Source organism: Paramicrobacterium humi, assembly GCF_900105715.1.
Classification (GTDB): Bacteria; Actinomycetota; Actinomycetes; order Actinomycetales; family Microbacteriaceae; genus Paramicrobacterium; species Paramicrobacterium humi.
Map to the genome: position 1 here is coordinate 2,949,434 of NZ_FNRY01000001.1, position 24,397 is coordinate 2,973,830.

The following is a 24,397-nucleotide window of genomic DNA, read 5'->3' on the forward strand; positions in this document are numbered from 1 at the left end:
CTACGGTAGGGTCATGGGCACCGCGGACCGCAGCAGACGAGGCGGCGCCCGGTGAGGCGACTTTTCGTTGTCGCCGCCGTCTTGTGCGTCGTTATCGTGCTCGCGGCGGCCCTCCAGGGGGCCGCGACGTTCACGGCGCCACGATGGGACACCTCGTGGCGCATAGCGCCGAGCGACCTTCCCGAACGTCCCGCGTTCGACAACGCCGACCAGAGCGCGAGTCCGGCACCCACGCCGGTGCACGGCGCCGCCCATGTCAATCCACTTCTCGTGATCGTTGTCCTCGCACTCATCGCGGTCGTCGTCCTCGCCTACATCCTCTTTCGCCTGCGCCAGCGCACGCCGCGGCGATTCACAACGTCCCTCACGGGCGCGCCGCAAGGCGACGGCGGCGAGGTCGCGAGCACTCCCGCTGCCGAAGCCGACGTGCCGCCCGCGGTCATCCGCCGCGGCATTGCGCACGCGCTCGTTCAGATCCGAGAGGAGCGACCTCCAGGCGACGCGATCATCGCCGCGTGGCTGGGGCTGGAGGAGTCCGCCGAGGACAGCGGGCTTCACCGTCGCCCCGCGGAGACGGCCGCCGAGTTCACGGCCGCCGCAATCGCCCGGCTCGGCGCCGAGCACGAAGTGCGCGAGCTGCTCGCGCTGTACCAGGGAGTGCGCTTCGGCGGTCATCGAGCGACCGCTGCCGACGTCGTCCGCGCGACGGCATACCTCGAGACACTGAGGGAGCGGTGGTCGTGAGCGCAGGGCGGCTGATCGGCATCGCCCTCGTGGGCGCCGCGCTCGGCGGCATCCTCTGGGTCGTCGGCCTCGCGTTGGAATTCTGCATTGCCGTCGCACTGATCGTCGTTATGCTCGGCGTGCTGTGGCTGTGTCGTCCCTCGGCCGAGGAGCTCACCTGGCCCGACCGCGAGCTCGAGCGACCCGCCGGCCGCCGCGATGATGTCTCTCGGCTCGGCTGGTCGCTGCGTCCCCAGCGAAGCGGGATCGGAGATGCCGGAATCAAGCGCGTGCGTGAGCTCGCCCGAGTGAGGCTGGAGCGGCGCAGTCTCGATCTCGACGACGCCGGCGACGAGACGGAGATCGCGCGACTCCTCGGACCGCATGCGCGTCGCGTGCTGCGTCCTGGAGCAGACCCGGCCCCCAGTCTCGCGCACATCAATGCTGTGCTTGACCGTCTGAGCACCCTCACGAAGAAGGAGAACTCATGACCGAATCCCTCAGCGTCTCCCGCATCGCCGAGCTCGGCGGCCACGTGCTCGAGCGCGTGCGAAGCGTCGCCGTCGATATGGACGATCCGCTCGAGGTCGCCCTCGCGAGCATCCTCGCCGGCGGGCATGTGCTGTTCGAAGACGTGCCAGGCCTCGGCAAGACTCTCGCGGCGCGAAGCCTCGCCGCCGCGCTCGGGCTCGACTTCCGCCGGTTGCAGTGCACCCCGGACCTGCTGCCCTCGGACGTCACCGGTTCGTTCGTGTACTCCCCGTCAACCGGTGAGTTCGAATTTCGGCCCGGACCGATCTTCACGGGACTGCTGCTTGCCGACGAGATCAACCGCACGACGCCGAAGACGCAGTCGGCACTGCTCGAGGCCATGGCGGAAGGGCAAGTGACCGTGGAGGGGCGGCGTTTTCCGCTCGCGCAGCCGTTCCACGTCGTCGCCACCTCGAACCCCATCGAGTATGAGGGAACGTACGCGCTCCCGGAGGCGCAGCTCGACCGTTTCATGGTCCGGTTGGCCGTCGGCTACCCCGATGCGGAGGGAGAGCAGCGCATCCTCCTCGCTCGCGTGGCCCGGCAGCACGAGGTCGCGACAGTCGAGCCCGTCATCGACGCGAACACGCTGCTGGGGATGCAGGAAGGAGTCGAGCGCGTGCACGTTGATCCGGACATCGCCCGCTATTGCGTCGACATCGCCGCGGCCACGCGCCGCGACGGAGCAGTGCAGGTCGGCGCGTCGCCGCGTGGCTCGCAGGCGCTTCTGCTCGTCGCCCGTTCGCTCGCGGTGCTCGCGGGCCGCGACTACGTCACTCCCGATGACGTGAAGCGTGTGGCCGTGCCCGTGCTCGCGCACCGTCTCTCGCTCACAGCGCAGGCCTGGGCGAACGGCACGAAGGCGGAGAACATCGTCGCGAGCGTGATCGGCGCCGTCGCGGGACCGCCCACCGTGCCGAGCGGAGCATGAGCGACTCGGCGCGCATGCGGACCGTGTGGCACCCCACGCGCGCGTTCGCCGCCGCGATCATCGTCGGGCTTCTGCTGCTTGGCGTTGCCGTCGTCGCATCACGACCCGACATCGGGTGCTTCGGGGTGCCCCTCGTGCTGTGGGCAGCCCTGCGCTGGCAGGGGCGGCCGCGATCGCCTGGCGAGAGCGGCATCCGAATCTCCGCCGAGAATCCAGACAGGACGCACGGTGGGCTGACCGTGCCGTTCACGCTTCGCGTCGACGCCGCGGAGCCCGCCCGGCTCGCGCAGCTGCGCGTGCGCACCGGGGGAGTGGAGGACCACGAGCTGATGCTCTCCGCTCGGCACGAGCTGTCGCTTCGCGGACGTATGCCCGCGCTGCACTCCGGTCCCGTCACGGTCGCCGAGGCGCAACTGCGGCTGTTCACCGCTGACGGGGCATTCTTCACCGCACCGAGTGAGCCTGTCGCCGTCGGCTGCACGATTCCGCCCGTCGTTCGTCCGCTCAGCCGGTTGCTGCTTCCCGCGCGCCTTCAGGGTCTGTCGGGATCCCACGAGTCCGCTCGGCCGGGCGACGGGGGAGAATTCCGCGACATCCACCCGTTCGCTCCGGGCGACCGGCTGCGGCGCGTCGACTGGAAGGCCACGGCCCGCCTTTCGCGACGTCCCGGCGATCTGTACGTTCGACGCACGTCCGCGCTCAGCGACGCCTCGATCGTTCTCGTCATGGACTCGGGCACCGACGTCGGTGAGGTCGTCGCCGAGTGGCCTGATGGCGACCCGCGACTGACCGGGACGCTCTCGCTCGACCTCGCGCGTGAGGCGGCGGCGTCGCTCGCCACCGCGTACGTGGAGAATGGCGATCAAGTGGCCTTCCACGACCTCAGCCTCGGCGCGCCGCACGTGCGGCGCGGCTCGGGCGCGCGGCACCTCGCGCGACTGCGCGCGGCCATCGCGGCGACGCGCGCGCACGGCACCTCCTGGCTGCGACGCCGCGCACCGGTGCTGCCGACGGGCGCGCTCGTGTACGTGATCTCACCGTTCCTCGATGACGAGGCCGGGCGACTCGCCGGAATGTGGCGGGCGAGCGGCCACCGTGTTATCGCCATCGATGTGCTCCCCGAACCGGTCCGCGACCGCCTCACTCGCGAGCAGGCCACCGCACACCGCATCCTCATGCTCGAGCGCGGAGACCGGCTCGGCGCTCTCGAGGCGGTCGGCGTGGAGCTGCTCCGCTGGGGCAGCGACGCCGAGGTGGAGGCGTCGCTTCTCGCACTGTCCCGGCGGAGGCGAGCATGAGCACGGCGATGCGACGCGCTCACGCAGAACTTGCGACGGGGACGCGGATTCCCGCGACCGTCCTGCGCGGCGCGCTCGCCCTCGTGATAGGCGCCTTGTGCGCTGTAGCCGTCCCGCCCGGCTTCTGGCTCGTCGTCTGCGGCGGAATCGGGCTGGCCGCTGTGATCGTGCCGCGCAGCTACGCGGCGTGGTTCTTCATCTTCGCGATCGGCCTCACAGCGCTCGCGCGTACCCCTGACCCGCTCGACGGGCGAGCGTACGCGGTGCTCGCCGGCATCCACCTCGTGCATCTGCTCGCGGGCTTCACCGTGCTGCTGCCGCTGCGCGGTTCGATCGGCGCGCGGACCCTCACACGGCCCGCGCTGGACTACCTGCTCCTTCAGGCACCGTGCCAGGTTCTCCTCGCGGTCGCCCTCGTGCTCGCGTCGGGCACGTCGCGCGAGTGGCCCCCGATCACCGTGCTCGCCCCTGTCGGCGCCGCAGCGGCCGTCGCGCTGGCCGTGCTCCTCGTGCTTCCGCTCAGCCGCGCGGCGGGAGCGGATCGTCGCTGACGAGCGGCACGAACGCGACGCCGCCGAGGTCGGTGACCACCCGAGTGCCATCCTTGCGCAGCTTCACGGAGTGCAGTCGCTGACCCCAGCCGTGGCCGACAGGAGCCACGATGCGGCCGCCGGGGGCGAGCTGCTCGAACCAGCTCTCCGGGATCGAGCCCGACGCTGCCGCCGACAGGATCGCGTCGAACGGAGCGGCATCGCCGACGCCCTGCGTGCCGTCGCCGATCACGACGGTCACGTTGTCGTAGCCGAGGGAACGGAGAACGGATGCCGCTCGGCGGGCGAGAGCCGCGTGCCGCTCGATCGACACGACGCGGGAGACCACACGCGACGCGACCGCGGCCGCGTATCCGGAGCCGGTGCCGATGTCGAGCACGACATGGTCGGGGCGAAGCCGTGCCGCTTGGAGGGTCAACGCCACGATGTAGGGCTGTGAGATCGTCTGCCCCTCCGCGATGGGAAGCGGATGGTCCTCATACGCGCCGTCGCGGTCACGATGCGTGACGAATTCCTCTCGCGGAACCTCGGCCATGGCTGCGAGCACGCGCTCGTCGTCGATTCCGCGATCGCGCAGGTCTTCCGTGACCATTCTCGCTCGCGCACGATCGTACGGTCCCTCATCCGCGCCCATGTCCTCATTGTGGCCCGCTTGTCGGGCGAGGGGAAGCCCGCTCTCAGGTCGCTGTCGGTGGCTCCCCGTAGAATTGACAGGTGACGATCTCACCTGTTTCCTCTGCCTCGAAGCTCACCGTTCGCGGTGCCCGCGTACACAATCTGCGCAATGTCGACGTCGAGATTCCGCGCGACTCCCTCGTCGTCTTCACCGGGCTGTCCGGGTCCGGAAAGTCCTCGCTCGCGTTCGACACGATCTTCGCCGAGGGCCAGCGTCGCTACGTCGAGTCGCTCTCCGCATACGCCCGCCAGTTCCTGGGCCAGGTCGACCGCCCCGACGTCGACGTGATCGAAGGCCTCAGCCCGGCCGTGTCGATCGACCAGAAGTCGACGAACCGCAACCCTCGGTCCACGGTCGGCACCATCACCGAGGTGTACGACTACATGCGACTGCTGTGGGCGCGCATCGGCGTTCCCCACTGCCCCGAGTGTGGCGAGCCTATCCAACGGCAGACCGTTCAGCAGATCGCCGACCAGCTCATGGAGCTCGAATCCGGCACGCGCTACATGGTCATGAGCCCCGTCGTGTCGCAGAAGAAGGGCGAGTTCGTCGACCTGTTCGCCGAGCTTGCGGCGTCCGGCTACGCTCGCGCTGTCGTCGACGGCGAGACCGTGCAGCTGTCCAATCCGCCCACGCTCAAGAAGTCCTACAAGCACGACATCTCAGTAGTCGTCGACCGTCTCGTCGCCGGCCCCGACATCCTCACGCGCCTCACCGATTCCCTCGAGACGGCGCTGCGCCTCACCGACGGCACCGTACAGGTCAGCTTCGTCGATGCTGAGGGCCCCGACGCGGTCCGCACCTTCTCCGAGAAGCTCTCGTGCCCCAACAACCACCCGATCCAGCTCAGCGAGATCGAGCCGCGCACCTTCTCGTTCAACGCGCCGTTCGGCGCATGCCCCGAGTGCTCGGGCCTCGGCACGCGCATGTCCGTTGATTCCGACCTGCTGCTCGGCGACGAGGAGCTCAGCCTCAACGAAGGCGTCATCGTGCCGTGGACGACGCAGGGCAAGGGACTGTACCAGTACTACGAGAAGCTTCTCGTCGGTCTCGCGAACGACCTGGACTTCTCCCTCGACACACCGTGGACGAAACTGCCGAAGCGCGTGAAGGACGCCGTGCTGCGCGGGGAGAACTTCAAGGTCAAGGTCAAGTGGCGCAACCGCTACGGCCGGGAAGTCTCCTACACGTCCGGCTTCGAAGGCGTGATCCCCTACATCGAGCGACAGTACATGCAGGCGGAGACCGACGTGCAGCGTGCACGCTGGGCCGAGTACCTGCGCGAGGTGCCGTGCCCCACGTGCGACGGGAAGCGGCTGAAGCCCGAGGTCCTCGCCGTTCTCGTGAACGATTCGAGCATTGCGGATGCCGCGAACCTGAGTCTCACCGACGCGCGCGACTTCTTCGAGACGCTGACCCTCAACGACCGAGACGTGCGCATCGGCGCGCAAGTGCTGCGCGAGATCAAGGTGCGCCTTGACTTCCTGATCCAGGTCGGCCTCAACTACTTGACGCTCTCGCGATCCGCCGGGTCGCTCTCGGGCGGCGAGGCGCAGCGCATCCGCCTCGCCACGCAGATCGGCTCCGGACTCACGGGCGTGCTGTACGTTCTCGACGAGCCCAGCATCGGCCTGCATCAACGCGACAACCGCCGCCTCATCGAGACCCTCGTCGCGCTCCGCGACCTCGGGAACACGCTCATCGTGGTCGAGCACGACGAAGACACGATTCGCACCGCGGACTGGATCGTCGACATCGGGCCAGGCGCGGGCGAGGGCGGCGGAACCGTCGTGCACTCGGGTGACCTGTCCGAGCTGCTCGCGAACACGTCCTCCCTCACGGGCGACTACCTGTCGGGCCGCCGCCAGATCGAGACTCCCGAGTCGCGGCGCCCGGTCGACCCCGACCGCATGCTCTCGGTCGTCGGCGCCTCCGCGAACAACCTGCGGAATGTGAGCGTCGACTTCCCGCTCGGCACCTTCACCGCCGTCACGGGCGTGAGCGGCTCGGGCAAATCCTCGCTCGTCAACGACATCCTCTACCGCGTGCTCGCGAACAAGCTCAACGGAGCGCGCAAGGTACCCGGAAAGCACACACGCATCACCGGCCTCGAGCACCTCGACAAGGTCGTCCACGTGGACCAGGCGCCGATCGGCCGCACCCCGCGCTCGAACCCGGCGACATACACGGGCGTCTTCGACCGAATCCGCACCCTCTTCTCGGAGACGACAGAGGCGAAGACCCGCGGATACCTCCCGGGTCGCTTCAGCTTCAACGTCAAAGGCGGCCGCTGTGAGGCGTGCTCGGGTGACGGCACGATAAAGATCGAGATGAACTTCCTGCCTGACGTGTACGTCGCGTGCGAAGTGTGCGGTGGTGCGCGGTACAACCGTGACACGCTCCAGGTGCACTACAAGGGCAAGAACATCGCCGAGGTTCTCGACATGCCGATCTCGGAGGCGGCGGAGTTCTTCGAACCGATCACGGCCATCCACCGCTACTTGAAGACTCTCGTCGACGTCGGCCTCGGCTACGTGCGGCTCGGGCAGAGCGCCACGACCCTTTCCGGCGGCGAGGCGCAGCGCGTGAAGCTCGCGACCGAGCTGCAGCGACGCTCCAACGGCCGAAGCGTGTACGTTCTCGATGAGCCGACGACGGGACTGCACTTCGAAGACGTGCAGAAGCTGCTCAAGGTGCTCGGCGGTCTCGTCGACAAGGGAAACACCGTCATCGTCATCGAGCACAATCTCGATGTCATCAAGTCCGCGGACTGGGTGATCGACCTCGGGCCCGAGGGCGGCGCAGGCGGCGGCCGAGTGATCGCGACGGGCACGCCGGAGAAGATCGCAGCGTCGAAGAAGAGCCACACGGGCGTGTTCCTGAAGGAGATCTTCGATGCGGAACGCGCTGACGAGCGCAAAGCAGGCTAGATGGCGCAGCATCTCGTGTACCGGCCCCGACCGGGGGAGATCCCGACGCAGCCCGGCGTGTACCGCTTCCGCGACCAGAACAGGCGGGTGCTCTATGTCGGCAAGGCGAAGAACCTGCGCGCGCGACTCAGCAACTACTTCGCGCCGCTGTCGAGCCTGCACGAACGCACCCGCCGCATGGTCACGACGGCGGCGGGCGTCGAGTGGACGGTGGTCGGAAGCGACGTCGAGGCGCTCCAACTGGAGTACACGTGGATCAAGGAGTTCGATCCGCCGTTCAACGTCAAGTTCCGCGATGACAAGACGTACCCGTACCTCGCAGTGACTCTCGGCGACGAAGCCCCTCGCGTGATGGTGACGCGCAATCCCCGCATTTCCGGCGCGCGCTATTTCGGGCCGTACCCGAAGGTCTGGGCGGTGCACGACACGATCGACCTCATGATCAAGGCGTTCCCCATCCGCACGTGCTCGGACTCGAGTTACAAGCGCGCGATGCAGAGCGGCAAGCCGTGCTTCCCCGGTCAGATCGGTCGCTGCGGCGGACCGTGCTCGATGAAGGTCAGCATCGAGGAGCACCGGCGCATCGTCGATGACTTCGTCAGCTTCATGAGCGGCAACGACAAGCGATTCACGCGGGAGATGACCGAGCGGATGAAGGATGCCGCCCTGCGCCAGGACTACGAGGCGGCGGCCGGTTACCGCGACAAGCTCCAGGCCCTCGAAGCGGTCCTCGCGAAGAGCACCGTCGTCATGAAGGACTCGGTCGACGCCGACCTCTTCGGCATCGAGCACGATGAGCTCTCCGCGGCCGTGCAGCAGTTCGTCGTTCGCGGCGGGCGCATCCGCGGTGTGCGGTCATGGACGGTCGACAAGGAGCTTGACGTCTCGACGGGAGATCTGGTCGAGGGTGTCGTGCGCACCGCCTACAGCGCTCCGGGCGCAGACGTCCCGCGCGAGATCATCGTGCCGGTGCTTCCCGAAGACGCCGACGAGATCGCGGTCTGGCTTGCCGAGCAGCGCGGCAAGGGCCGCGTTCGCGTGAAGACAGCGCAGCGTGGGGAGAAGGCTGCTCTCATGGAGACGGCGACGCTCAACGCGAAGCAATCGCTCATGCTTCACAAGACGAGGCGAAGCGCGGACTTCGCGACGCGCAGTCAGGCGCTCGGCGACGTTCAGGACGCCCTCGGGATGGAGCAGGCTCCGCTGCGCATCGAGTGCTACGACGTCTCGCACCTGTCGGGGACGAACATCGTGGCGTCCATGGTCGTGTTCGAAGACGGGCTGCCGCGCAAGGACCAGTACCGGAAGTTCTCGATCGCCGAGTCGACTGACGACACCGACTCGATCTACCAGGTGCTCACCCGTCGACTCTCCCACCTCGACGAGGAGCCGAACCGCGATGAGCCTGCGGGGGAGACGACGCCGCGGCGCTTCTCCTACCCGCCACAGCTGCTGCTCGTCGACGGCGGGCAGCCGCAAGTCGCGGCGGCCCAGCGCGCCCTCGAGGAATCCGGCCGCACCGACATCCAGCTCGCGGGAATCGCGAAGCGGCTCGAGGAGCTGTGGCTGCCCGACAGCGACTATCCCGTGATCCTTCCGCGCAACAGCGAGGCGCTCTACCTCATCCAGCGGCTGCGCGACGAAGCGCACCGCTTCGCGATCAGCTACCAGCGTCAGCGGCGGAAGAAGGACATCAGCTCCGTGCTCGGCGAGGTTCCCGGCGTCGGTCCCGCTCGCGTCAAGCGGCTCCTCGGCCACTTCGGCTCGGTCGCGCGACTGAAGGCGGCGAGCCCCGAGCAGATCGCCACAGTGCCGGGCGTTGGCCCTGTGCTCGCTCAGACGATACACGCGCGACTGCACACTCGGTAGTCTTGTCGTGAGCCACGACACGCCGGAGGAAAGCCGAGACCATGACAACTGACCCGAACGACTCCAGCCAGGAAGTCCTCATCGTCACGGGGATGTCCGGCGCAGGCCGTTCGACGGTTGCCAACGCGCTGGAAGATCTCGAGTGGTACGTCGTCGACAATCTTCCGCCGCAGATGCTTCGCCCGCTCGTCGACCTCGCGGAACGCGCCGAGGGCACGGAGAAGCTCGCGGCCGTCGTCGATGTCCGCGGCAGAGATTTCTTCGCCGACCTGCGGTCCATGCTCCAAGGCCTGCGCGAGGGAACGCACTTGCGCGTCCTGTTCCTCGACGCATCCGACGACGCTCTCGTGCGGCGCTATGAGGCTGTGCGTCGCCCCCACCCGCTGCAAGGCGACGGCACGATCCTCGACGGCATCCGCATCGAACGAGCACGCGTTGCCGCCATCCGCGAGATCAGCGATGTCGTGATCGACACGACCGACCTCAACGTGCACCAGCTCGGTTCCACGGTGCGGGATCTCTTCGCGGCCGAGAACACGCCGGGCCTGCAAGTGACGGTGATGAGCTTCGGCTTCAAGTACGGCATCCCCACGGACGCGGATATGATTGCGGACGCGAGGTTCCTGCCGAATCCCTTCTGGGTTCCGGGACTGCGCGCGCACACGGGCCTCGATACCGAAGTCACCGACTACGTCTTCGACCAGCCCGGCGCCGAGGAGTTCCTCACCGCGTACGCTGCAGCCCTCAAGCCCGTTCTCGCGGGCTACCAGAAGGAGAACAAGCGGCATGCCGTCATCGCGGTCGGCTGCACGGGCGGAAAGCACCGTTCCGTCGCGATGTCCGAACGCCTCGCCGCTCTCATCACCAGCCAGCCCAACGTGGCCGTCACGGTCAAGCACCGTGACCTCGGACGCGAATGATCAACGGGCATCAGACCAGATAGGACAACGATTGGCACTCACTGCCGACGTCAAGGACGAACTCACCGCCGTCAACGAGACCCGCAACTCGGTGCGGGCGGCAGAGCTCGCGTCGATCCTCCGCTTCAGCGGGGGACTGCACATCATCTCCGGCCGCATCGCCATCGAAGCGGAGCTCGACACTCCGCAATTGGCGCAGCGCGTGCGCAAGAGCCTCGCGGAGCTGTACGGAGTGCGCAGCGAGGCGTCGGCACTGTCACCGTCGGGAGCGCGGCGGGGAACGTACTACCTCGTGCGCGTGCTCGCCGGCGGCGAGACGCTCGCGCGGCAGACCGGGCTTCTCGATGCGCGCAAGCGCCCGATCCGCGGCCTGCCGAACCGCCTCACGACCGGCTCCCGCGACGAACTCGCCGCCGTCTGGCGCGGCGCGTTCCTCGCCCGCGGAACGCTGACCGACCCGGGTCGCTCGGCGGCCCTTGAGGTCGCGTGCCCCGGAAACGAGTCCGCCATGGCGCTCGTCGGCGCTGCCGGCCGGCTGGGGATCACCGGCAAGGCGCGCGAGGTTCGCGGCATCCATCGTGTCGTCATCCGCGACGGCGAAGCGATCAGCGCCATGCTCACGGCGATGGGCGCGCACAACACCGTCAGCGACTGGGAAGAGCTTCGCCAGCGCAGGGAAGTGCGCGCCACGGCGAACCGGCTCGTCAACTTCGACGACGCCAACCTGCGTCGCTCGGCTCAAGCAGCCGTCGCGGCGTGCGCGCGCGTCGAACGCGCGATGGAGATTCTCGGCGACGACATCCCCGATCACTTGCGCTACGCCGGGCAGCTGCGTGTCATGCACCGCGACGCGAGCCTCGACGAGCTCGGTCACTTCGCCGACCCGCCGATGACGAAGGACGCCGTGGCCGGACGCATCCGCCGTCTGCTCGCGATGGCGGACAAGCGCGCGAAGGAGCTCGGCGTCCCGGACACCCAGTCGGGCCTTCCCACGGAGCTCGAGCGCGAGTAGCACGTCGTCATGCAGCTCGCGACGACTAGCGGCAAACGGCAGCGCGACTAGACTGAACACGTCACTCAGTGCTACGCGCAGTCAACTGCGCGTCGATCGAACGAGGAGATTTAAATGGCTGAATACACGCTTCCTGAGCTTGGATACGACTACGGCGCACTTGAGCCGAGCATTTCCGGCACGATCATGGAGCTCCACCACTCGAAGCACCACCAGGCGTACGTGACGGGCGCGAACAAGGCGCTCGAGCAGCTCGCCGAAGCGCGCGACAAGGGAGACCTCGCGAACGTCAACAAGCTCGAGAAGGATCTCGCCTTCAACCTCGGCGGTCACGTGAACCACTCGATCTTCTGGACAAACATGTCCCCGAACGGCGGCGACAAGCCGACGGGTGAGCTCGAGTCCGCCATCGCCGACAACTTCGGCTCGTTCGACAAGTTCCAGGCCCACTTCACGGCCGCCGCTCTCGGCGTGCAGGGCTCCGGCTGGGCCGCTCTGGTCTGGGACTCGATCGGCCAGAAGCTCATCGTGCAGCAGTTCTTCGACCAGCAGTCGAACTTCGCCGCGGGCACGATTCCCGTGCTGCTCCTCGACGTATGGGAGCACGCCTACTACCTGGACTACAAGAACGTCCGGGCCGACTACGTGAAGGCGTTCTGGAACATCGTCGACTGGGCGAATGTGCAGCAGCGCTTCACCACCGCTCGTGAGAAGACCTCAGGGCTGCTGATACTCTCGTAATCAGACAGGGTTGTCCCGGGCCCTGCCTGGGACAGCTCGTCCCTGTTCTCTCTCGAGACCATTGAAAACGCGCTTTCCAGCGCCCAGTTACAGGAGTTCATCCTTGTCAGTAAAGATCGGTATCAACGGGTTCGGCCGCATCGGCCGCAATTACTTCCGCGCGGCTCTCGCCAAGGGCAGTGACCTCGAGATCGTTGCGGTCAACGACCTCACCGACAACAAGACACTCGCCCACCTCCTCAAGTACGACTCGATCACCGGCCGCCTTGACGCGCAGGTCGACTACGACGGCGAGCAGATCACCGTCGACGGCAAGGCCATCAAGGTCTTCGAAGAGCGCGACCCGGCGAACCTGCCGTGGGGCGAGCTCGGCGTCGACATCGTCATCGAGTCGACCGGACGTTTCACGAAGGCCGCCGACGCGCGCAAGCACATCGAGGCCGGCGCCAAGAAGGTGCTCATCTCGGCCCCCGCGACCGACGAGGACGCGACGTTCGTCATGGGTGTGAACGAGCAGGACTACGATCCCGCGAACCACAACATCATCTCCAACGCTTCGTGCACCACGAACTGCCTCGCGCCGCTCGCGAAGGTGTTCAACGACAAGTTCGGCATCGAGCGCGGTCTGATGACAACGGTTCACGCCTACACGGCCGACCAGAACCTGCAGGACGGACCGCACAAGGACCTGCGTCGTGCTCGCGCAGCCGCGATCAACATCGTCCCCACCTCGACGGGTGCAGCGAAGGCCATCGGCCTCGTGCTTCCGGAGCTGAAGGGGAAGCTCGACGGCTTCGCGCTTCGCGTTCCGGTCCCGACCGGCTCGATCACCGACCTGACGGTCGAGGCCTCGCGCCCCGTCACGGTCGACGAGATCAAGGCGGCCTACAAGGAGGCCGCAGAGGGCCCGCTCAAGGGAATCCTGAAGTACACAGAGGACGAGATCGTCTCGAGCGACATCGTCAACGACCCGCACTCGTCGATCTTCGACTCCGGGCTGCTGCGCGTCCTCGGCAACCAGGTGAAGCTCTCGAGCTGGTACGACAACGAGTGGGGCTACTCCAACCGACTCGTCGACCTGACCGAGTACGTCGCCGAGCGCCTCTAAGCGGCTCAGGACAATCAGCGTGCTTCGCACTCTTGAATCGCTGGGTTCGCTGAGCGGCAAACGCGTCGTCGTCCGGTGTGACCTCAACGTCCCTCTGAAGGACGGGGTCATCACCGACGACGGACGCGTTCGCGCGTCTCTGCCGACCCTCAACGCCCTGCTCAACGCGGGCGCCCGCGTCGTCGTCATCTCGCACCTCGGTCGTCCGAAGGGCGCGCCCGATGCGCAGTACAGTCTCGCACCGGTTGCACAGCGCCTGAGCGAACTCCTGGGCAGCCCGGTCACGTTCGCCTCCGACACTGTCGGACAGGGCGCACGGGATGCCGTGGACGGTCTCGCCGACGGTCAGATCGCCCTTCTCGAGAACCTCCGCTTCAACCCGGGGGAGACGAGCAAGGACGACGCCGAACGGCGAGCGTTCGCCGAGCAGCTCGCCGCCTTCGGCGATGCATTCGTCTCCGACGGCTTCGGCGTCGTGCACCGCAAGCAGGCAAGCGTCTACGATCTGCCGCAGCTCCTGCCGAGCGCCGCCGGAACCCTCATCGCCGAAGAGCTCGACGTGCTCGAACGGCTCACCGCCAAGCCCGAGCGGCCCTACGCCGTCGTGCTGGGCGGGTCGAAGGTCTCCGACAAGCTCGGAGTCATCGGGCACCTTCTGCCGCGCGTCGATGCCTTGCTCATCGGTGGCGGAATGCTGTTCACCTTCCTCGCGGCCCTCGGTCACAAGGTCGGCTCGAGCCTCCTCGAAGAGGACCAGATCGACACGGTGAAGAAGTACCTGGCCAACGCCGAGGAGCTTGGCGTGGACATCCTCCTCCCGGAGGACGTCGTCGTCGCCGCGAGTTTCGCTGCGGATGCCGATCACGTCGTGCGCGACGTCGACGCCATCGAAGACACCCCTTACGGCGACAAGGGCATCGGGCTCGACATCGGTCCGAAGACCGCTGCGGCATTCGCGGAGCGGATCTCGGCGTCGACGACAGTGTTCTGGAACGGTCCCATGGGCGTATTCGAGTTCGACGCGTTCGCGGCGGGAACCAAGACCGTCGCGGAAGCGCTCACGACAGTGAAGGGGCTCAGCGTCGTCGGCGGAGGTGACTCCGCTGCCGCTATACGCGCGCTCGGCTTCTCTGACGATCAGTTCGGCCACATTTCAACCGGTGGCGGAGCGAGCCTCGAGTTCCTCGAAGGCAAGCGGCTGCCCGGCCTGGAGGTACTCGGATGGCAACAGTGAAACGCACCCCGTTCATCGCCGGAAACTGGAAGATGAACCTGGATCACCTGCAGGCGATCGCTTTCGTGCAAAAGCTCGCGTGGAGTCTCCAGGACGCAAAGCACGACTTCGATTCCGTCGAGGTCGCGGTCTTCCCGCCGTTCACCGACCTCCGGAGCGTTCAGACGCTGGTCTCCGCCGACAAGCTGCCCCTCGCGTACGGGGCGCAGGACGTCTCGGCGCAGGACTCCGGCGCCTACACGGGAGAGATCTCGGGGGCGTTCCTGTCGCAGCTCGATTGTCGCTACGTCATCATCGGGCACTCGGAACGGCGCACTCTTCACGCTGAGACCGATGAGGTCGTCCGTGCGAAGACGGCTGCCGCGCTGAAGCACGGCATCGTGCCGGTGATCTGCGTCGGAGAGACCGCCGAGGATCTCGAGAAGCACGGTTCGAGCGCGGTCCCCGTCGCTCAGCTCCGGGCGGCGCTCGAGGGCGTGTCGGCTGATGCAGAGATCGTCGTCGCGTACGAGCCCGTCTGGGCGATCGGCTCCGGTCAGGCGGCGACGCCCGACCAGGCTGAGGCCGTCGCGGCTGCGCTGCGCGGCGTCATCGCCGAGGCGCTCGGTGACGATGCCGCCGCGCGCACCCGGATCCTGTACGGCGGATCGGTGAAGTCCGGGAACATCGCGGGTTTCATGCGCGAGCCGAACGTCGACGGCGCTCTTGTCGGCGGGGCCAGCCTCGACGTCACGGAGTTCTCGAACATCGCCCGCTATCAGAAGCACGTCGGCGTCTAGCCGCCGAACCCGGGTTGCGGCGCGGACTCGCGTATAATCGACGAGGTCGCCCGCACCCGGTTTCGCCCAAGAAAGGTCCTTCGTGGATATTCTCCAGGTCATCATGCAAGTGCTGCTCGGCATCACGAGCCTCTTGCTCACGTTCCTCATTCTGCTGCACAAGGGGCGCGGCGGCGGCCTCTCCGACATGTTCGGCGGCGGCATGGGCTCGAACCTCGGCGCGTCCGGGGTGGCGGAACGCAACCTCAACCGCATCACGGTGCTGCTCGGACTGGTCTGGTTCGCCTGCATCGTCGTGCTCGGGCTCATCACCAAATTCCATTCGGGCGTCTAGGAGGATCAGGTGCCAGTAGGAGGCAGCGCAATCAGAGGTTCGCGCGTCGGTTCCGGTCCCATGGGGGAGCAGGACCACGGGCACCACGCCGACCGTGTGGCGATCTCGTATTGGGATTCGCTCGGCAACGAGACAGTCCGCTATTTCGCGGCCGATGTTCCCGACGAGGAGATCCCGGAGACCATCGACTCTCCGACGACGGGTCTGCCGGCCGGTCGCGACAAGAACAACCCGCCCGCCGCATCGAAGGTGGAGCCGTACAAGACGCACCTCGCTTACGTGAAGGAGCGTCGCACCGACGAGGAGGCTGAGAAGCTTCTGTCCGATGCTCTCGATCAGCTGCGGCAACGCCGGGGAACCGCTGCCCCGGCTAGCTGAGGCGGCTGACACACGACGAAGGGGCCGGCGATCGAAAGATCGCCGGCCCCTTCGTCGTGTGCTTGTCAGTACGACTGCGAGATCAGGTTCTCCGGAACTTCCGCTGCGGCCTCGCGGTCCACGAAGAACACGGTGCGACGGCGGCCCTTGATGCCGGCGATCGGGACTTCCGAGTATGCCGCGCCGGCAAGAGCGAGACCGAGGGACGAGGCCTTGTCCGCTCCGGCGATCTCGACCCAGATGCGACGCGAGGAGTTCAGCGCGGGGCGCGTGAGCGTGATGCGCTCTGGCGGCGGCTTCGGCGAGTTCCGCACCGGCAGAACAAGCGCGTCCTTCTCGAGCACTTCCGGGTGCTCGGGAAACAGCGACGCCGTGTGCCCGTCGGGACCCACTCCGAGAAACGTGATGTCGAACCGCGGCATGCCAAGATCGCCGTCGGGGTTGGCGCGGAGCTCCGCCTCATAGGCCGCAGCGGCGTCGTCGAGGCTCAGTTCGCCGTCAGCAGCGGGCATGGGATGGATGTTGGATGCCGGTACGTCGATGTGATCGAGCAGCGCGTCGCGCGCCTTCGCGTCGTTGCGTTCCGCGTCACCGGTCGGCACAAAACGCTCGTCGCCCCACCAGAAGTGGACGCGCGACCAGTCCACGGAATCCCGCGCAGGGTTCTCGTTCACCTGCCGCAGCACGTCCATCGCGACGCGTCCGCCCTCGAGCACGACGTTGACACGCTGCTTCTGATCGAGCAGGTCAACGACCTTCGTGAGGAATCGCGCCGCGAGCGAGGCAGCGAGGGCCGCGCGATCGTTGTGGACGAGAACTCGCCGCTCGTTCGTCATCGATTCTCCTCCGCCGCGTCCGCCGGGGATTCGAGTCCCGCCAGGCCCCGTGTGATGACTTCACCGTACAGCACGTCCGGGTCCAGGCGACGAAGCTCCTCGGCGAGGCAGTCCCGGAGGTTGCGGCGCGGCAACGCGATGTCCTGCGTCGGCTGGCCGGGGATCTCCAGCGTCGCGACGTTGGAGAGGGGACGCTCGAGAGAGATCGTTCCCGACGCGCGCTCCATCTCCACCCCGTGGATGCCGCCGACGCCGCGCACCGAATGCGTGAGCTCGTAGTCCACGGGAACCTGCAGCTGCATCTGCAGCCACGCGGCGAGCAGAGTGGTCGACGGCGAGTCGGCGGCGCCCGTCACCTGCACGGCCGTGATCGGCTCGAATGGCGGCTGATCCAGCACCGCTGCCAGCTGGCCACGCCACAGCGTCAGGCGCGTCCACGCGAAGTCCGTGTCGCCGGGCTTGTAGCTGCGGGCGAGCGACTCGAGCGCGAGGTGCGGATTGCTGTGCGCGGACGCGTCGGTGATGCGCCGCTGGGCGAGCTTGCCGATGGGGGAGTCGGATACGTTCTCCGGGGCGGCTCCCGGCCACCAGGCCACGACCGGCGCGTCCGGCAGCAGAAGCGGCGTGACAAGACTGACCTTGTTCTGGGATGCGTCACCCCAGGCTCGCAGAATGATGACCTCGCTGGCGCCCGCGTCGCCGCCGACGCGGATCTGCGCGTCGATGCGCGGCTCGTCGCCCTCCGGCTCGATTGACCGGGAGATCACGATCACGCGCATGGGGTGCTCACGCGAGGCTTCGTTCGCCGCTTCGATCGCGTCTTCCTCTTCGCCGCGGTTAGCGACGATGATGAGGGTGAGCACACGACCGAGTGCGACGACGCCGCCTTCCTCGCGCAGCGTGACGAGTCGCTTCGATACCGCGCTCGTCGTGGTGTCCGGCATGTCGATGATCATGGGCGCCTCCAGGTGCGGCCGTCGCGGGCGAGCAGGGCATCAGCGGATTCGGGGCCCCAAGAGCCCGGGTCGTACTGTTCGAGGGGTCCGCCCTGGGCGGCCCAGAACTCCTCGATCGGGTCGAGGATCTTCCATGACAGCTCGACTTCTTCATGGCGGGGGAACAGCGGCGGATCGCCGAGGAGCACGTCGAGGATGAGCCGCTCGTACGCTTCCGGGCTGGCCTCGGTGAAGGCGTGGCCGTAGCCGAAGTCCATTGTCACGTCTCGGACCTGCATTCCGGCGCCGGGAACCTTGGAGCCGAACCGGATTGTCACCCCTTCATCGGGCTGCACCCGGATCACGAGCGCGTTCTGACCCAGTTCCGCCGTCTGCGCCTCCGCGAAGAGGTACTGCGGGGCGCGCTTGAACACGACGGCGATCTCGGTCACTCGACGGCCCAGGCGCTTGCCGGAGCGCAGGTAGAACGGGACGCCGGCCCACCGACGCGTGTTGATGTGCAGCTTCATGGCTGCGAACGTCTCCGTCGTCGAGTGCGGGTCCATGCCCTCCTCGTCGAGGAACCCGACGACCTTCTCGCCACCCTGCAGTCCTCCCGCGTACTGTCCGCGAGCGGTGCCGGTCGCGAGATCGTCGGGCAGTCGCACGGCGGCGAGCACCTTCTCCTTCTCGGCGCGAAGGTCGGCGGCGTCGAACGAGTTCGGCTCTTCCATCGCCGTCAACGCGAGCAGCTGCAGCAGGTGGTTCTGGATCACGTCGCGCGCAGCGCCGATGCCGTCGTAGTATCCGGCGCGACCGCCGACCCCGATGTCCTCGGCCATCGTGATCTGAACGTGATCGACGTAGTTCGCGTTCCAGATCGGCTCGAACAGCTGGTTCGCAAAGCGCAGTGCCATGATGTTCTGCACCGTCTCTTTGCCGAGATAGTGGTCGATGCGGAACACCGCGTCCGGCGGGAACACCGACTCGACGACGTCGTTGAGCTCGCGCGCGGTCTCAAGGTTGCTTCCGAACGGCTTCTCGATGACCACGCGTCGCCACTGGCCGTCCTTCTGCTCGGCGAGTCGGGAGCGCTTGAGCTGCTCCGTCACCTGTGGGAACGCCTTCGGCGGGATGGACAGGTAGAACGCGTGGTTGCCCATCGTTCCCCGGTCGCGGTCGAGCTCATCGATGACGTCGCCGAGGCGCTTGAACGCGTCGTCGTCGCCGAATTCCCCCGGCACGAATCGGATGCCCTGCGCGAGCTGCTCCCAGACCTCCTCACGGAACGGCGTGCGCGCGTGGTCCTTGACCGCGTCGTGCACGACCGCCATGAAGTCCTGGTCTTCCCAGTCGCGGCGCGCGAAGCCCACGAGTGCGAAGCCGGGGGAAGAAGTCCCCGGTTCGCCAGGTCGTACACGGCCGGCATCAGCTTCTTGCGCGACAGGTCTCCTGTCACGCCGAAGATGATGAGGCCGCTCGGTCCGGCGATGCGGTTGAGTCGCCGGTCGCTGCTGACGCGCAGCGGATTGTATTCAGGGGTGATTTCCACCGGGGACATTCGGCTCCTTGACGAATCGGCGGTGCACGGACTCGTGACTAGTTGATGGCCTCGAACAGCGCGAGTACGTCGTCCTGCGGGTTCGTGAGGGTCAGGGTGATGACCGGGCGGCCGTGCTCGCGCAGCACTCCCGCGTCGCCGGCGGCCTGAGCCTCGATGAGCTGGCCGAACGTGAACGGACGACCGGGGATCTCGAGATCGGTCGAGGTCTTCTCGGTGATCTGCAGGTACACGCCCTGTGCGGGGCCGCCCTTGTGGTACTGACCGGTCGAGTGCAGGAAGCGGGGTCCCCATCCGAAGGTGACGGGGCGCCCGGCGATCGCCGCGACCATGCTGCGCAGTCCTTCGAGCTGGGGCAGCGCGAGGCGATCGACGTACGCCTGGATCGAGACGTAGCCGTCCTCCGGCAGCTGTGCCAGGAGCGCCTTCACGGCTCCGCCGACGTCCGAGGCGTCGCCCAGCACGCTCGCGTCGCCGCGGACTTCGATGCCGCCGTCCGTGAACGCGGCGGGCGTCGCCTCAGGGCGCTCGTCGAGAAGTCCGCGAGCGGCGGCCTTCGCGGACTCCACGTCGGGCTGGTCGAAGGGGTTGATGCCGAGCAGTCGTCCCGCGACGGCGACGGCGTACTCCCACACGATCATCTGAGCGCCGAGCGTGCCGCTCACGAGGATCTCGCCCTCGTGGCGATCGCGGGGGAGCAAGTGGATGGCGTCGGCGTCGTCGACGATGCGCACGATCTGAAGATCGCTGGGACGCGATTCGAGCTCAGGCGCGAGGGGGTCGAGAACGACAGGCAGGATGCCGGTGCCGGACTTGCCGGTCGATTCAGCGATCAGCTGCTCGGCCCAGTCGGCGAAGCCGACGATGTGGGTACCGTCGGCGACGATGCCCAGCTTGTCCTTGCGCGGCGACGTCGCGGCAATCGCGGCGCCGAGAATGAGACCGGGGTTGTGCTCGTCGTCGATCGACAGCTCGACAAGCACCGACTCGGCCTCGTCGAGAAGCGCGGCGATGTCGACGCCGGCGAGCCCCGACGGGACGAGCCCGAAGGCGGTGAGCGCCGAGTACCGGCCGCCCACGTTGGGATCGGCGTTGAAGACGGTGAAGCCTTCGTCGCGCGCGGAACCGTCAAGCGGCGAGCCCGGGTCCGTCACGACGATGATGCGCTCGCGCGCGTCGATCCCGGCATCCGTGAACGCCTGCTCGAAAACGCGGCGCTGGCTGTCGGTCTCGACGGTGGAGCCTGACTTCGACGAAACGACGATCGCCGTCGCCGCAAGGCGGTCGTTGAGCGCAGCGAGAACCTGTCCGGGCGCAGTCGAGTCGAGCACTGTCAGCTCGACGCCGAAGGTGCGGGTGATGACCTCAGGCGCAAGCGACGAGCCGCCCATTCCGGCGAGGACGATGTGGTCGACCCCCTGCGCGTGAAGCTTGTCGCGCAGCGCGAGGATCTCCGGCACGAGGGGACGTGAGACCGACACGGCCTCCGTCCAGCCGAGCCGCTTCGCCGACTCGGACTCCGCGTCAGGGCCCCACAGCGTGGGGTTCTGGTCGGTGATTCCCGAGGCGACGAGATCGGCGACCAGCTGCGGGACCGCGGAGCGGACGGCCTGTTCGGCCGCCCCGCTCACATGGATCTTGAAGCTCACTTCGTGGCCTCCATTGCGGTGGTCACGTCGTCGAGCAGTTCCTTCCAGGAGACGACGAACTTGTCGACGCCTTCGTCCTCGAGCTGCTGCGTGACCTCGTCGTACGAGATGCCGAGCGCTGCGACGCGGTCGAGCACGTCGTTGGCCTCGTCGTAGTTTCCGGTGACGGTGTCGCCCGTGATCTCGGCGTGGTCGAAGGTCGCGTCGAGCGTTGCCTCGGGCATCGTGTTCACGACGTTCGGCGCGACGAGGTTCGTCACGTACAGGGTGTCGGGAAGCGAGGGGTCCTTGACACCTGTCGAGGCCCACAGGGGGCGCTGCTTGTTCGCGCCGGCCTCGAGCAGCGCCGTCGCGCGCTCCGACGCGAACTCCTGCTCGAAAACCTGGTACGCGAGCTGCGCGTTGGCGATTCCCGCCTTGCCTTTGAGCGCCTTCGCCTCGTCGCTTCCGACCGCGTCGAGCCGCTTGTCGATCTCGGTGTCGACACGCGACACGAAGAACGAGGCGACCGAGTGGATCGCCGAGAGGTCGATGCCGGCGGCCTTGGCCTGCTCGAGACCCGTCAGGTACGCGTTGATGACTTCGCGGTAGCGCTGCAGGCTGAAGATCAGCGTCACGTTCACGCTGATGCCGGCGCCGATCGTCGCGGTGATCGCCTCGAGGCCCTCCGCGGTCGCGGGGATCTTGATGTAGGCGTTCGGGCGGTCGACCTTTTCCCACAGCTGCTTCGCCTGGGCGACGGTCTTGTCGGCGTCGCGGGCGAAACCGGGCTCGACCTCGATCGACACCCGGCCGTCGAAGCCCTTTGTCGCGTCGTAGATCGGTCGGAAGATGTCGGATGCCGCAGCCACGTCGTCCGTGGTCAGCTCGAACACGACCTCGTCCACGCTCTTGCCGTCTGCGGTGAGGGACGCCACCTGGTCGGAGTAGCGGTCACCGTTCTTGATCGCCTTCGCGAAGATCGTCGGGTTCGTCGTGACGCCGACGACGTTCTTCTTCTCGATGAGCTCGGTGAGGTTTCCGGTCTGGATGCGCTCACGCGAGAGGTCGTCGAGCCAGATGCTCACGCCGGCGTCGGAAAGCTTCGCAGTAGGTGTCTCAGTCATTGATTCTTCTCTCCTCTGCTCGGCCTCAGTTGGCGCCGAGCGTCTCTTTGGCAGCGTTCACGACGGCTTCGGTCGTCATGCCGAACTCGCGGAACAGCGTCTTGTAGTCGGCCGATGCGCCGAAGTGCTCGATGGAGACCGAGCGCCCCTTGTCACCGACGATGCTTCGCCAGGTGAGGTCGAGGCCCGCCTCGACCGAGACGCGCGCAGTGACGGCCGCGGGAAGCACCTTCTCCTGGTACGCGGCGTCCTGCTCGTGGAACCACTCGAGCGAGGGAACCGCGACGACGCGCGCGTTGATGTTCTCCGACGTGAGCTGCTCGCGCGCCTCGACGGCGAGTTGCACTTCGGATCCCGTGGCGATAAGGATGACGTCGGGGGTTCCGTTCGGCGCTTCCGCGAGGATGTAGGCGCCCTTCGAAACGTTGGATGCCGCCGCGAAGGTGTCGCCGGAGGCCTCACCGTCTCCACGCTCGAACACGGGGATGTTCTGGCGGGTCAGCGCGATGCCGGTCGGGCCGCCGCGGCGCTTCAGGATCTCAAGCCACGCGTACGAGACCTCGTTCGCGTCCGACGGACGGACGACTGTGAGGTTCGGGATCGCGCGTAGCGTTGACAGCTGCTCGATCGGCTGATGCGTCGGGCCGTCCTCGCCGAGCGCGACGGAGTCGTGGGTCCAGACGAAGACGCTCGGAATGTCCATCAAGGCGGCGAGGCGCACAGCGGGGCGCTGGTAGTCACTGAAGATCAGGAACGTTCCGCCGTAGGGGCGCGTCGGTCCGTGCAGCACGATCCCATTGAGGATCGCGGCCATCGCGTGCTCGCGAATGCCGAAGTGCAGCACGCGCCCGTAGGGGTTTCCGCTCCATTCGTCCGTCGAGTGCTCTGCGGGGATGAACGATGCGGCGTCCGGGATCGTCGTGTTGTTGGACTCAGCGAGGTCGGCGGAGCCGCCCCACAGCTCGGGAACGACAGGGCCGAGTGCGGCGAGCACCTTGCCGGATGCCGCGCGGGTGGAGACGTCGGTGCCGGCCTCGAAGCTCGGCAGTGCGTCCGCGGTGCCATCGGGCAGCTCGCCGGCCAGGAGCCGCTCGAGCAGCGAGTTGCGCTCCGGGTTCGCGGCCTTCCAGTCGTCGAAGCCCTTCTGCCACTGCTCACGCTCGGTCTTCCCGCGCTCGATCGCGCCGCGAGTGCGCTCGATCACCTCGTCGGAGACCTCGAAGTGCTGCTCGGGGTCGAAGCCGAGCACCTCTTTCACAGCCGCGAGCTCTTCGCCGCCGAGCTTGGAGCCGTGGATCTTGCCGGTGTTCTGCTTGTTCGGAGCGGGCCAGCCGATGATCGTCTTGAGGACGATGAGCGACGGCTTTCCCGTCTCGGACTTCGCCGTCTCGATCGCGTCGAAGAGCTCCTGCACGTCTTCGACGTACTCGCCCGTCTTCTTCCAGTCGACGGTCTGCACGTGCCAGCCGTATGCCTCGTAGCGGGCGGCGACGTCTTCGCTGAACGCGACGTTCGTGTCGTCCTCAATCGAGATCTGGTTGCTGTCGTAGAGAACGACGAGGTTCCCGAGCTGCTGGTGGCCGGCGAGGGAGGAGGCCTCGCTCGTGACGCCCTCTTCCATGTCGCCGTCGCTGGCGATCACGTAGACGAAGTGGTCGAACGGGCTGGTTCCCTCAGCGGCATCCGGGTCGAAAAGGCCGCGCTCGTAGCGCGAGGCGTACGCGAAGCCGACGGCGGAGGACAGTCCCTGGCCGAGCGGTCCGGTGGTGATCTCGACGCCCTTGGTGTGGCCGTACTCGGGGTGGCCGGGGGTCAGGGAGCCCCACGTGCGAAGAGATTTGAGGTCGTCGAGCTCGAGGCCGTCTCCGGCGAAGTAGAGCTGGATGTACTGGGTGAGCGAGGTGTGACCCGCGGAGAGGATGAAGCGGTCGCGGCCGAGCCACTTGTCGTCGCTCGGGTCACGGCGCATGACCTTCTGGAACAGGAGGTACGCGGCCGGGGCGAGGCTCATGGCCGTTCCCGGGTGACCGTTTCCGACCTTCTCAACGGCGTCTGCCGCGAGGACGCGTGCGGTGTCGACCGCCTTGTTGTCAATGGAGTCCCATTGCAGAGCTGCCACGTTATCTGACCCTTCTGGTTGTCGTCCGGGCCTGACGGCCCGCCGAAGCGTTTACACGCACATTTGGCTACTTTGGCACGTCGCGGAGTCGAGGTGAATCACGATTGATGTGACGCGGACACCGCGAAGGTAGGCGAGCACCCCCAGTATAGGGAACGCATACCCGCTGGTCCCAC

21 protein-coding genes and 1 pseudogene are annotated in these 24,397 nt (G+C 67.2%); 15 read left to right on the forward strand and 7 right to left on the reverse strand.

The features are described 5' to 3' along the window. The first annotated feature begins 51 nt into the window (after window positions 1–51). The 5 genes from BLV49_RS14600 to BLV49_RS14620 are packed head-to-tail and all read left to right on the forward strand — an operon-like array spanning window position 52 to window position 4,034. Window positions 52–744, forward strand: a complete 693-nt coding sequence (locus BLV49_RS14600) for a DUF4129 domain-containing protein (protein ID WP_091186170.1) — start codon at window positions 52–54, stop codon at window positions 742–744. Continuing rightward, window positions 741–1,214 (forward strand): hypothetical protein, encoded by a 474-nt coding sequence (locus BLV49_RS14605; protein ID WP_143034066.1) that lies wholly within the window; start codon window positions 741–743, stop codon window positions 1,212–1,214. The genes BLV49_RS14600 and BLV49_RS14605 overlap by 4 nt, the downstream gene beginning before the upstream one ends. Further along, the gene (locus tag BLV49_RS14610; protein WP_091186176.1) at window positions 1,211–2,185 is read left to right on the forward strand and encodes an AAA family ATPase; all 975 of its coding nucleotides are present in this window, start codon (window positions 1,211–1,213) and stop codon (window positions 2,183–2,185) included. The genes BLV49_RS14605 and BLV49_RS14610 overlap by 4 nt, the downstream gene beginning before the upstream one ends. Further along, the gene (locus BLV49_RS14615; RefSeq protein ID WP_091186179.1) at window positions 2,182–3,483 is read left to right on the forward strand and encodes a DUF58 domain-containing protein; all 1,302 of its coding nucleotides are present in this window, start codon (window positions 2,182–2,184) and stop codon (window positions 3,481–3,483) included. The genes BLV49_RS14610 and BLV49_RS14615 overlap by 4 nt, the downstream gene beginning before the upstream one ends. Further along, window positions 3,480–4,034, forward strand: a complete 555-nt coding sequence (locus BLV49_RS14620) for a hypothetical protein (protein ID WP_091186183.1) — start codon at window positions 3,480–3,482, stop codon at window positions 4,032–4,034. The genes BLV49_RS14615 and BLV49_RS14620 overlap by 4 nt, the downstream gene beginning before the upstream one ends. Here the strand turns inward: BLV49_RS14620 and BLV49_RS14625 are convergent. After that, window positions 4,003–4,668: a protein-L-isoaspartate(D-aspartate) O-methyltransferase gene (locus BLV49_RS14625; RefSeq protein ID WP_245723671.1), complete on the reverse strand. Its 666-nt coding sequence runs from the start codon at window positions 4,666–4,668 to the stop codon at window positions 4,003–4,005. The two genes, BLV49_RS14620 and BLV49_RS14625, sit on opposite strands and share 32 nt — an antisense overlap. 80 nt (window positions 4,669–4,748) lie before the next feature. On the opposite strand from BLV49_RS14625, the gene uvrA reads away from it, so the two are divergent. The 10 genes from uvrA (at window position 4,749) to BLV49_RS14675 (ending at window position 16,015) form a co-directional block, all read left to right on the forward strand. Continuing rightward, window positions 4,749–7,640, forward strand: a complete 2,892-nt coding sequence (gene uvrA / locus BLV49_RS14630) for an excinuclease ABC subunit UvrA (RefSeq protein WP_091186195.1) — start codon at window positions 4,749–4,751, stop codon at window positions 7,638–7,640. Beyond that, window positions 7,641–9,509 (forward strand): excinuclease ABC subunit UvrC, encoded by a 1,869-nt coding sequence (gene uvrC, locus BLV49_RS14635; RefSeq protein WP_091186198.1) that lies wholly within the window; start codon window positions 7,641–7,643, stop codon window positions 9,507–9,509. It begins immediately after the preceding gene. A gap of 41 nt (window positions 9,510–9,550) precedes the next feature. Then, window positions 9,551–10,429 (forward strand): RNase adapter RapZ, encoded by an 879-nt coding sequence (gene rapZ, locus BLV49_RS14640; protein ID WP_091186201.1) that lies wholly within the window; start codon window positions 9,551–9,553, stop codon window positions 10,427–10,429. 31 nt (window positions 10,430–10,460) lie between these two features. Then, entirely contained in the window at window positions 10,461–11,441 is a 981-nt protein-coding gene (gene whiA, locus BLV49_RS14645) for a DNA-binding protein WhiA (RefSeq protein WP_091186205.1), read from the forward strand. A 114-nt stretch (window positions 11,442–11,555) separates the two neighbouring features. After that, entirely contained in the window at window positions 11,556–12,182 is a 627-nt protein-coding gene (locus BLV49_RS14650; protein ID WP_091186209.1) for a superoxide dismutase, read from the forward strand. A gap of 103 nt (window positions 12,183–12,285) precedes the next feature. Beyond that, window positions 12,286–13,290 carry a type I glyceraldehyde-3-phosphate dehydrogenase gene (gene gap / locus BLV49_RS14655; RefSeq protein ID WP_091186212.1) on the forward strand — a complete coding sequence of 335 codons (1,005 nt, stop codon included), beginning with the start codon at window positions 12,286–12,288 and terminating at the stop codon, window positions 13,288–13,290. Between the two features lie 19 nt (window positions 13,291–13,309). Then, window positions 13,310–14,524 (forward strand): phosphoglycerate kinase, encoded by a 1,215-nt coding sequence (locus tag BLV49_RS14660; protein WP_091186215.1) that lies wholly within the window; start codon window positions 13,310–13,312, stop codon window positions 14,522–14,524. After that, a complete protein-coding gene (gene tpiA / locus BLV49_RS14665) occupies window positions 14,512–15,303 on the forward strand; it encodes a triose-phosphate isomerase (RefSeq protein WP_091186219.1) in 792 nt (263 codons plus the stop codon). The genes BLV49_RS14660 and tpiA overlap by 13 nt, the downstream gene beginning before the upstream one ends. An 82-nt stretch (window positions 15,304–15,385) precedes the next feature. After that, a complete protein-coding gene (secG, locus tag BLV49_RS14670) occupies window positions 15,386–15,637 on the forward strand; it encodes a preprotein translocase subunit SecG (RefSeq protein ID WP_091186222.1) in 252 nt (83 codons plus the stop codon). 9 nt (window positions 15,638–15,646) lie between these two features. Further along, window positions 15,647–16,015 carry an RNA polymerase-binding protein RbpA gene (locus BLV49_RS14675; RefSeq protein WP_091186226.1) on the forward strand — a complete coding sequence of 123 codons (369 nt, stop codon included), beginning with the start codon at window positions 15,647–15,649 and terminating at the stop codon, window positions 16,013–16,015. Between the two features lie 65 nt (window positions 16,016–16,080). Here the strand turns inward: BLV49_RS14675 and pgl are convergent, their stop codons facing one another. From pgl to tkt, 6 genes and pseudogenes are all read right to left on the reverse strand, one after another. Next, the gene (gene pgl, locus BLV49_RS14680; RefSeq protein WP_091186230.1) at window positions 16,081–16,851 is read right to left on the reverse strand and encodes a 6-phosphogluconolactonase; all 771 of its coding nucleotides are present in this window, start codon (window positions 16,849–16,851) and stop codon (window positions 16,081–16,083) included. After that, entirely contained in the window at window positions 16,848–17,807 is a 960-nt protein-coding gene (locus BLV49_RS14685; protein ID WP_091186234.1) for a glucose-6-phosphate dehydrogenase assembly protein OpcA, read from the reverse strand. Before BLV49_RS14685 ends, pgl begins: the two co-directional genes overlap by 4 nt. Then, window positions 17,804–19,347 (reverse strand): annotated as a pseudogene (gene zwf / locus BLV49_RS14690) (glucose-6-phosphate dehydrogenase). The gene BLV49_RS14685 and the pseudogene zwf overlap by 4 nt, the downstream one beginning before the upstream one ends. Window positions 19,348–19,385: 38 nt before the next feature. Next, complete coding sequence (locus tag BLV49_RS14695) at window positions 19,386–20,996, reverse strand: glucose-6-phosphate isomerase (protein ID WP_091186237.1); 1,611 nt, start codon at window positions 20,994–20,996, stop codon at window positions 19,386–19,388. Next, entirely contained in the window at window positions 20,993–22,102 is a 1,110-nt protein-coding gene (tal, locus tag BLV49_RS14700; protein ID WP_091186238.1) for a transaldolase, read from the reverse strand. Before tal ends, BLV49_RS14695 begins: the two co-directional genes overlap by 4 nt. Window positions 22,103–22,127: 25 nt before the next feature. After that, the gene (gene tkt / locus BLV49_RS14705; protein ID WP_091186240.1) at window positions 22,128–24,221 is read right to left on the reverse strand and encodes a transketolase; all 2,094 of its coding nucleotides are present in this window, start codon (window positions 24,219–24,221) and stop codon (window positions 22,128–22,130) included. Window positions 24,222–24,397 lie beyond the last annotated feature (176 nt).

What these genes read in the sequence shown, in the direction of transcription:
- tpiA (WP_091186219.1), top strand. Translation starts at nt 14,512, where the DNA reads ATGGCAACAGTGAAACGCACCCCGTTCATCGCCGGAAACTGGAAGATG.
- pgl (WP_091186230.1), bottom strand. Translation starts at nt 16,851, where the DNA reads ATGACGAACGAGCGGCGAGTTCTCGTCCACAACGATCGCGCGGCCCTC.
- rapZ (WP_091186201.1), top strand. Translation starts at nt 9,551, where the DNA reads ATGACAACTGACCCGAACGACTCCAGCCAGGAAGTCCTCATCGTCACG.
- BLV49_RS14620 (WP_091186183.1), top strand. Translation starts at nt 3,480, where the DNA reads ATGAGCACGGCGATGCGACGCGCTCACGCAGAACTTGCGACGGGGACG.
- tal (WP_091186238.1), bottom strand. Translation starts at nt 22,102, where the DNA reads ATGACTGAGACACCTACTGCGAAGCTTTCCGACGCCGGCGTGAGCATC.
- BLV49_RS14685 (WP_091186234.1), bottom strand. Translation starts at nt 17,807, where the DNA reads ATGATCATCGACATGCCGGACACCACGACGAGCGCGGTATCGAAGCGA.
- BLV49_RS14615 (WP_091186179.1), top strand. Translation starts at nt 2,182, where the DNA reads ATGAGCGACTCGGCGCGCATGCGGACCGTGTGGCACCCCACGCGCGCG.
- BLV49_RS14610 (WP_091186176.1), top strand. Translation starts at nt 1,211, where the DNA reads ATGACCGAATCCCTCAGCGTCTCCCGCATCGCCGAGCTCGGCGGCCAC.
- BLV49_RS14650 (WP_091186209.1), top strand. Translation starts at nt 11,556, where the DNA reads ATGGCTGAATACACGCTTCCTGAGCTTGGATACGACTACGGCGCACTT.
- BLV49_RS14625 (WP_245723671.1), bottom strand. Translation starts at nt 4,668, where the DNA reads ATGGGCGCGGATGAGGGACCGTACGATCGTGCGCGAGCGAGAATGGTC.
- uvrC (WP_091186198.1), top strand. Translation starts at nt 7,641, where the DNA reads ATGGCGCAGCATCTCGTGTACCGGCCCCGACCGGGGGAGATCCCGACG.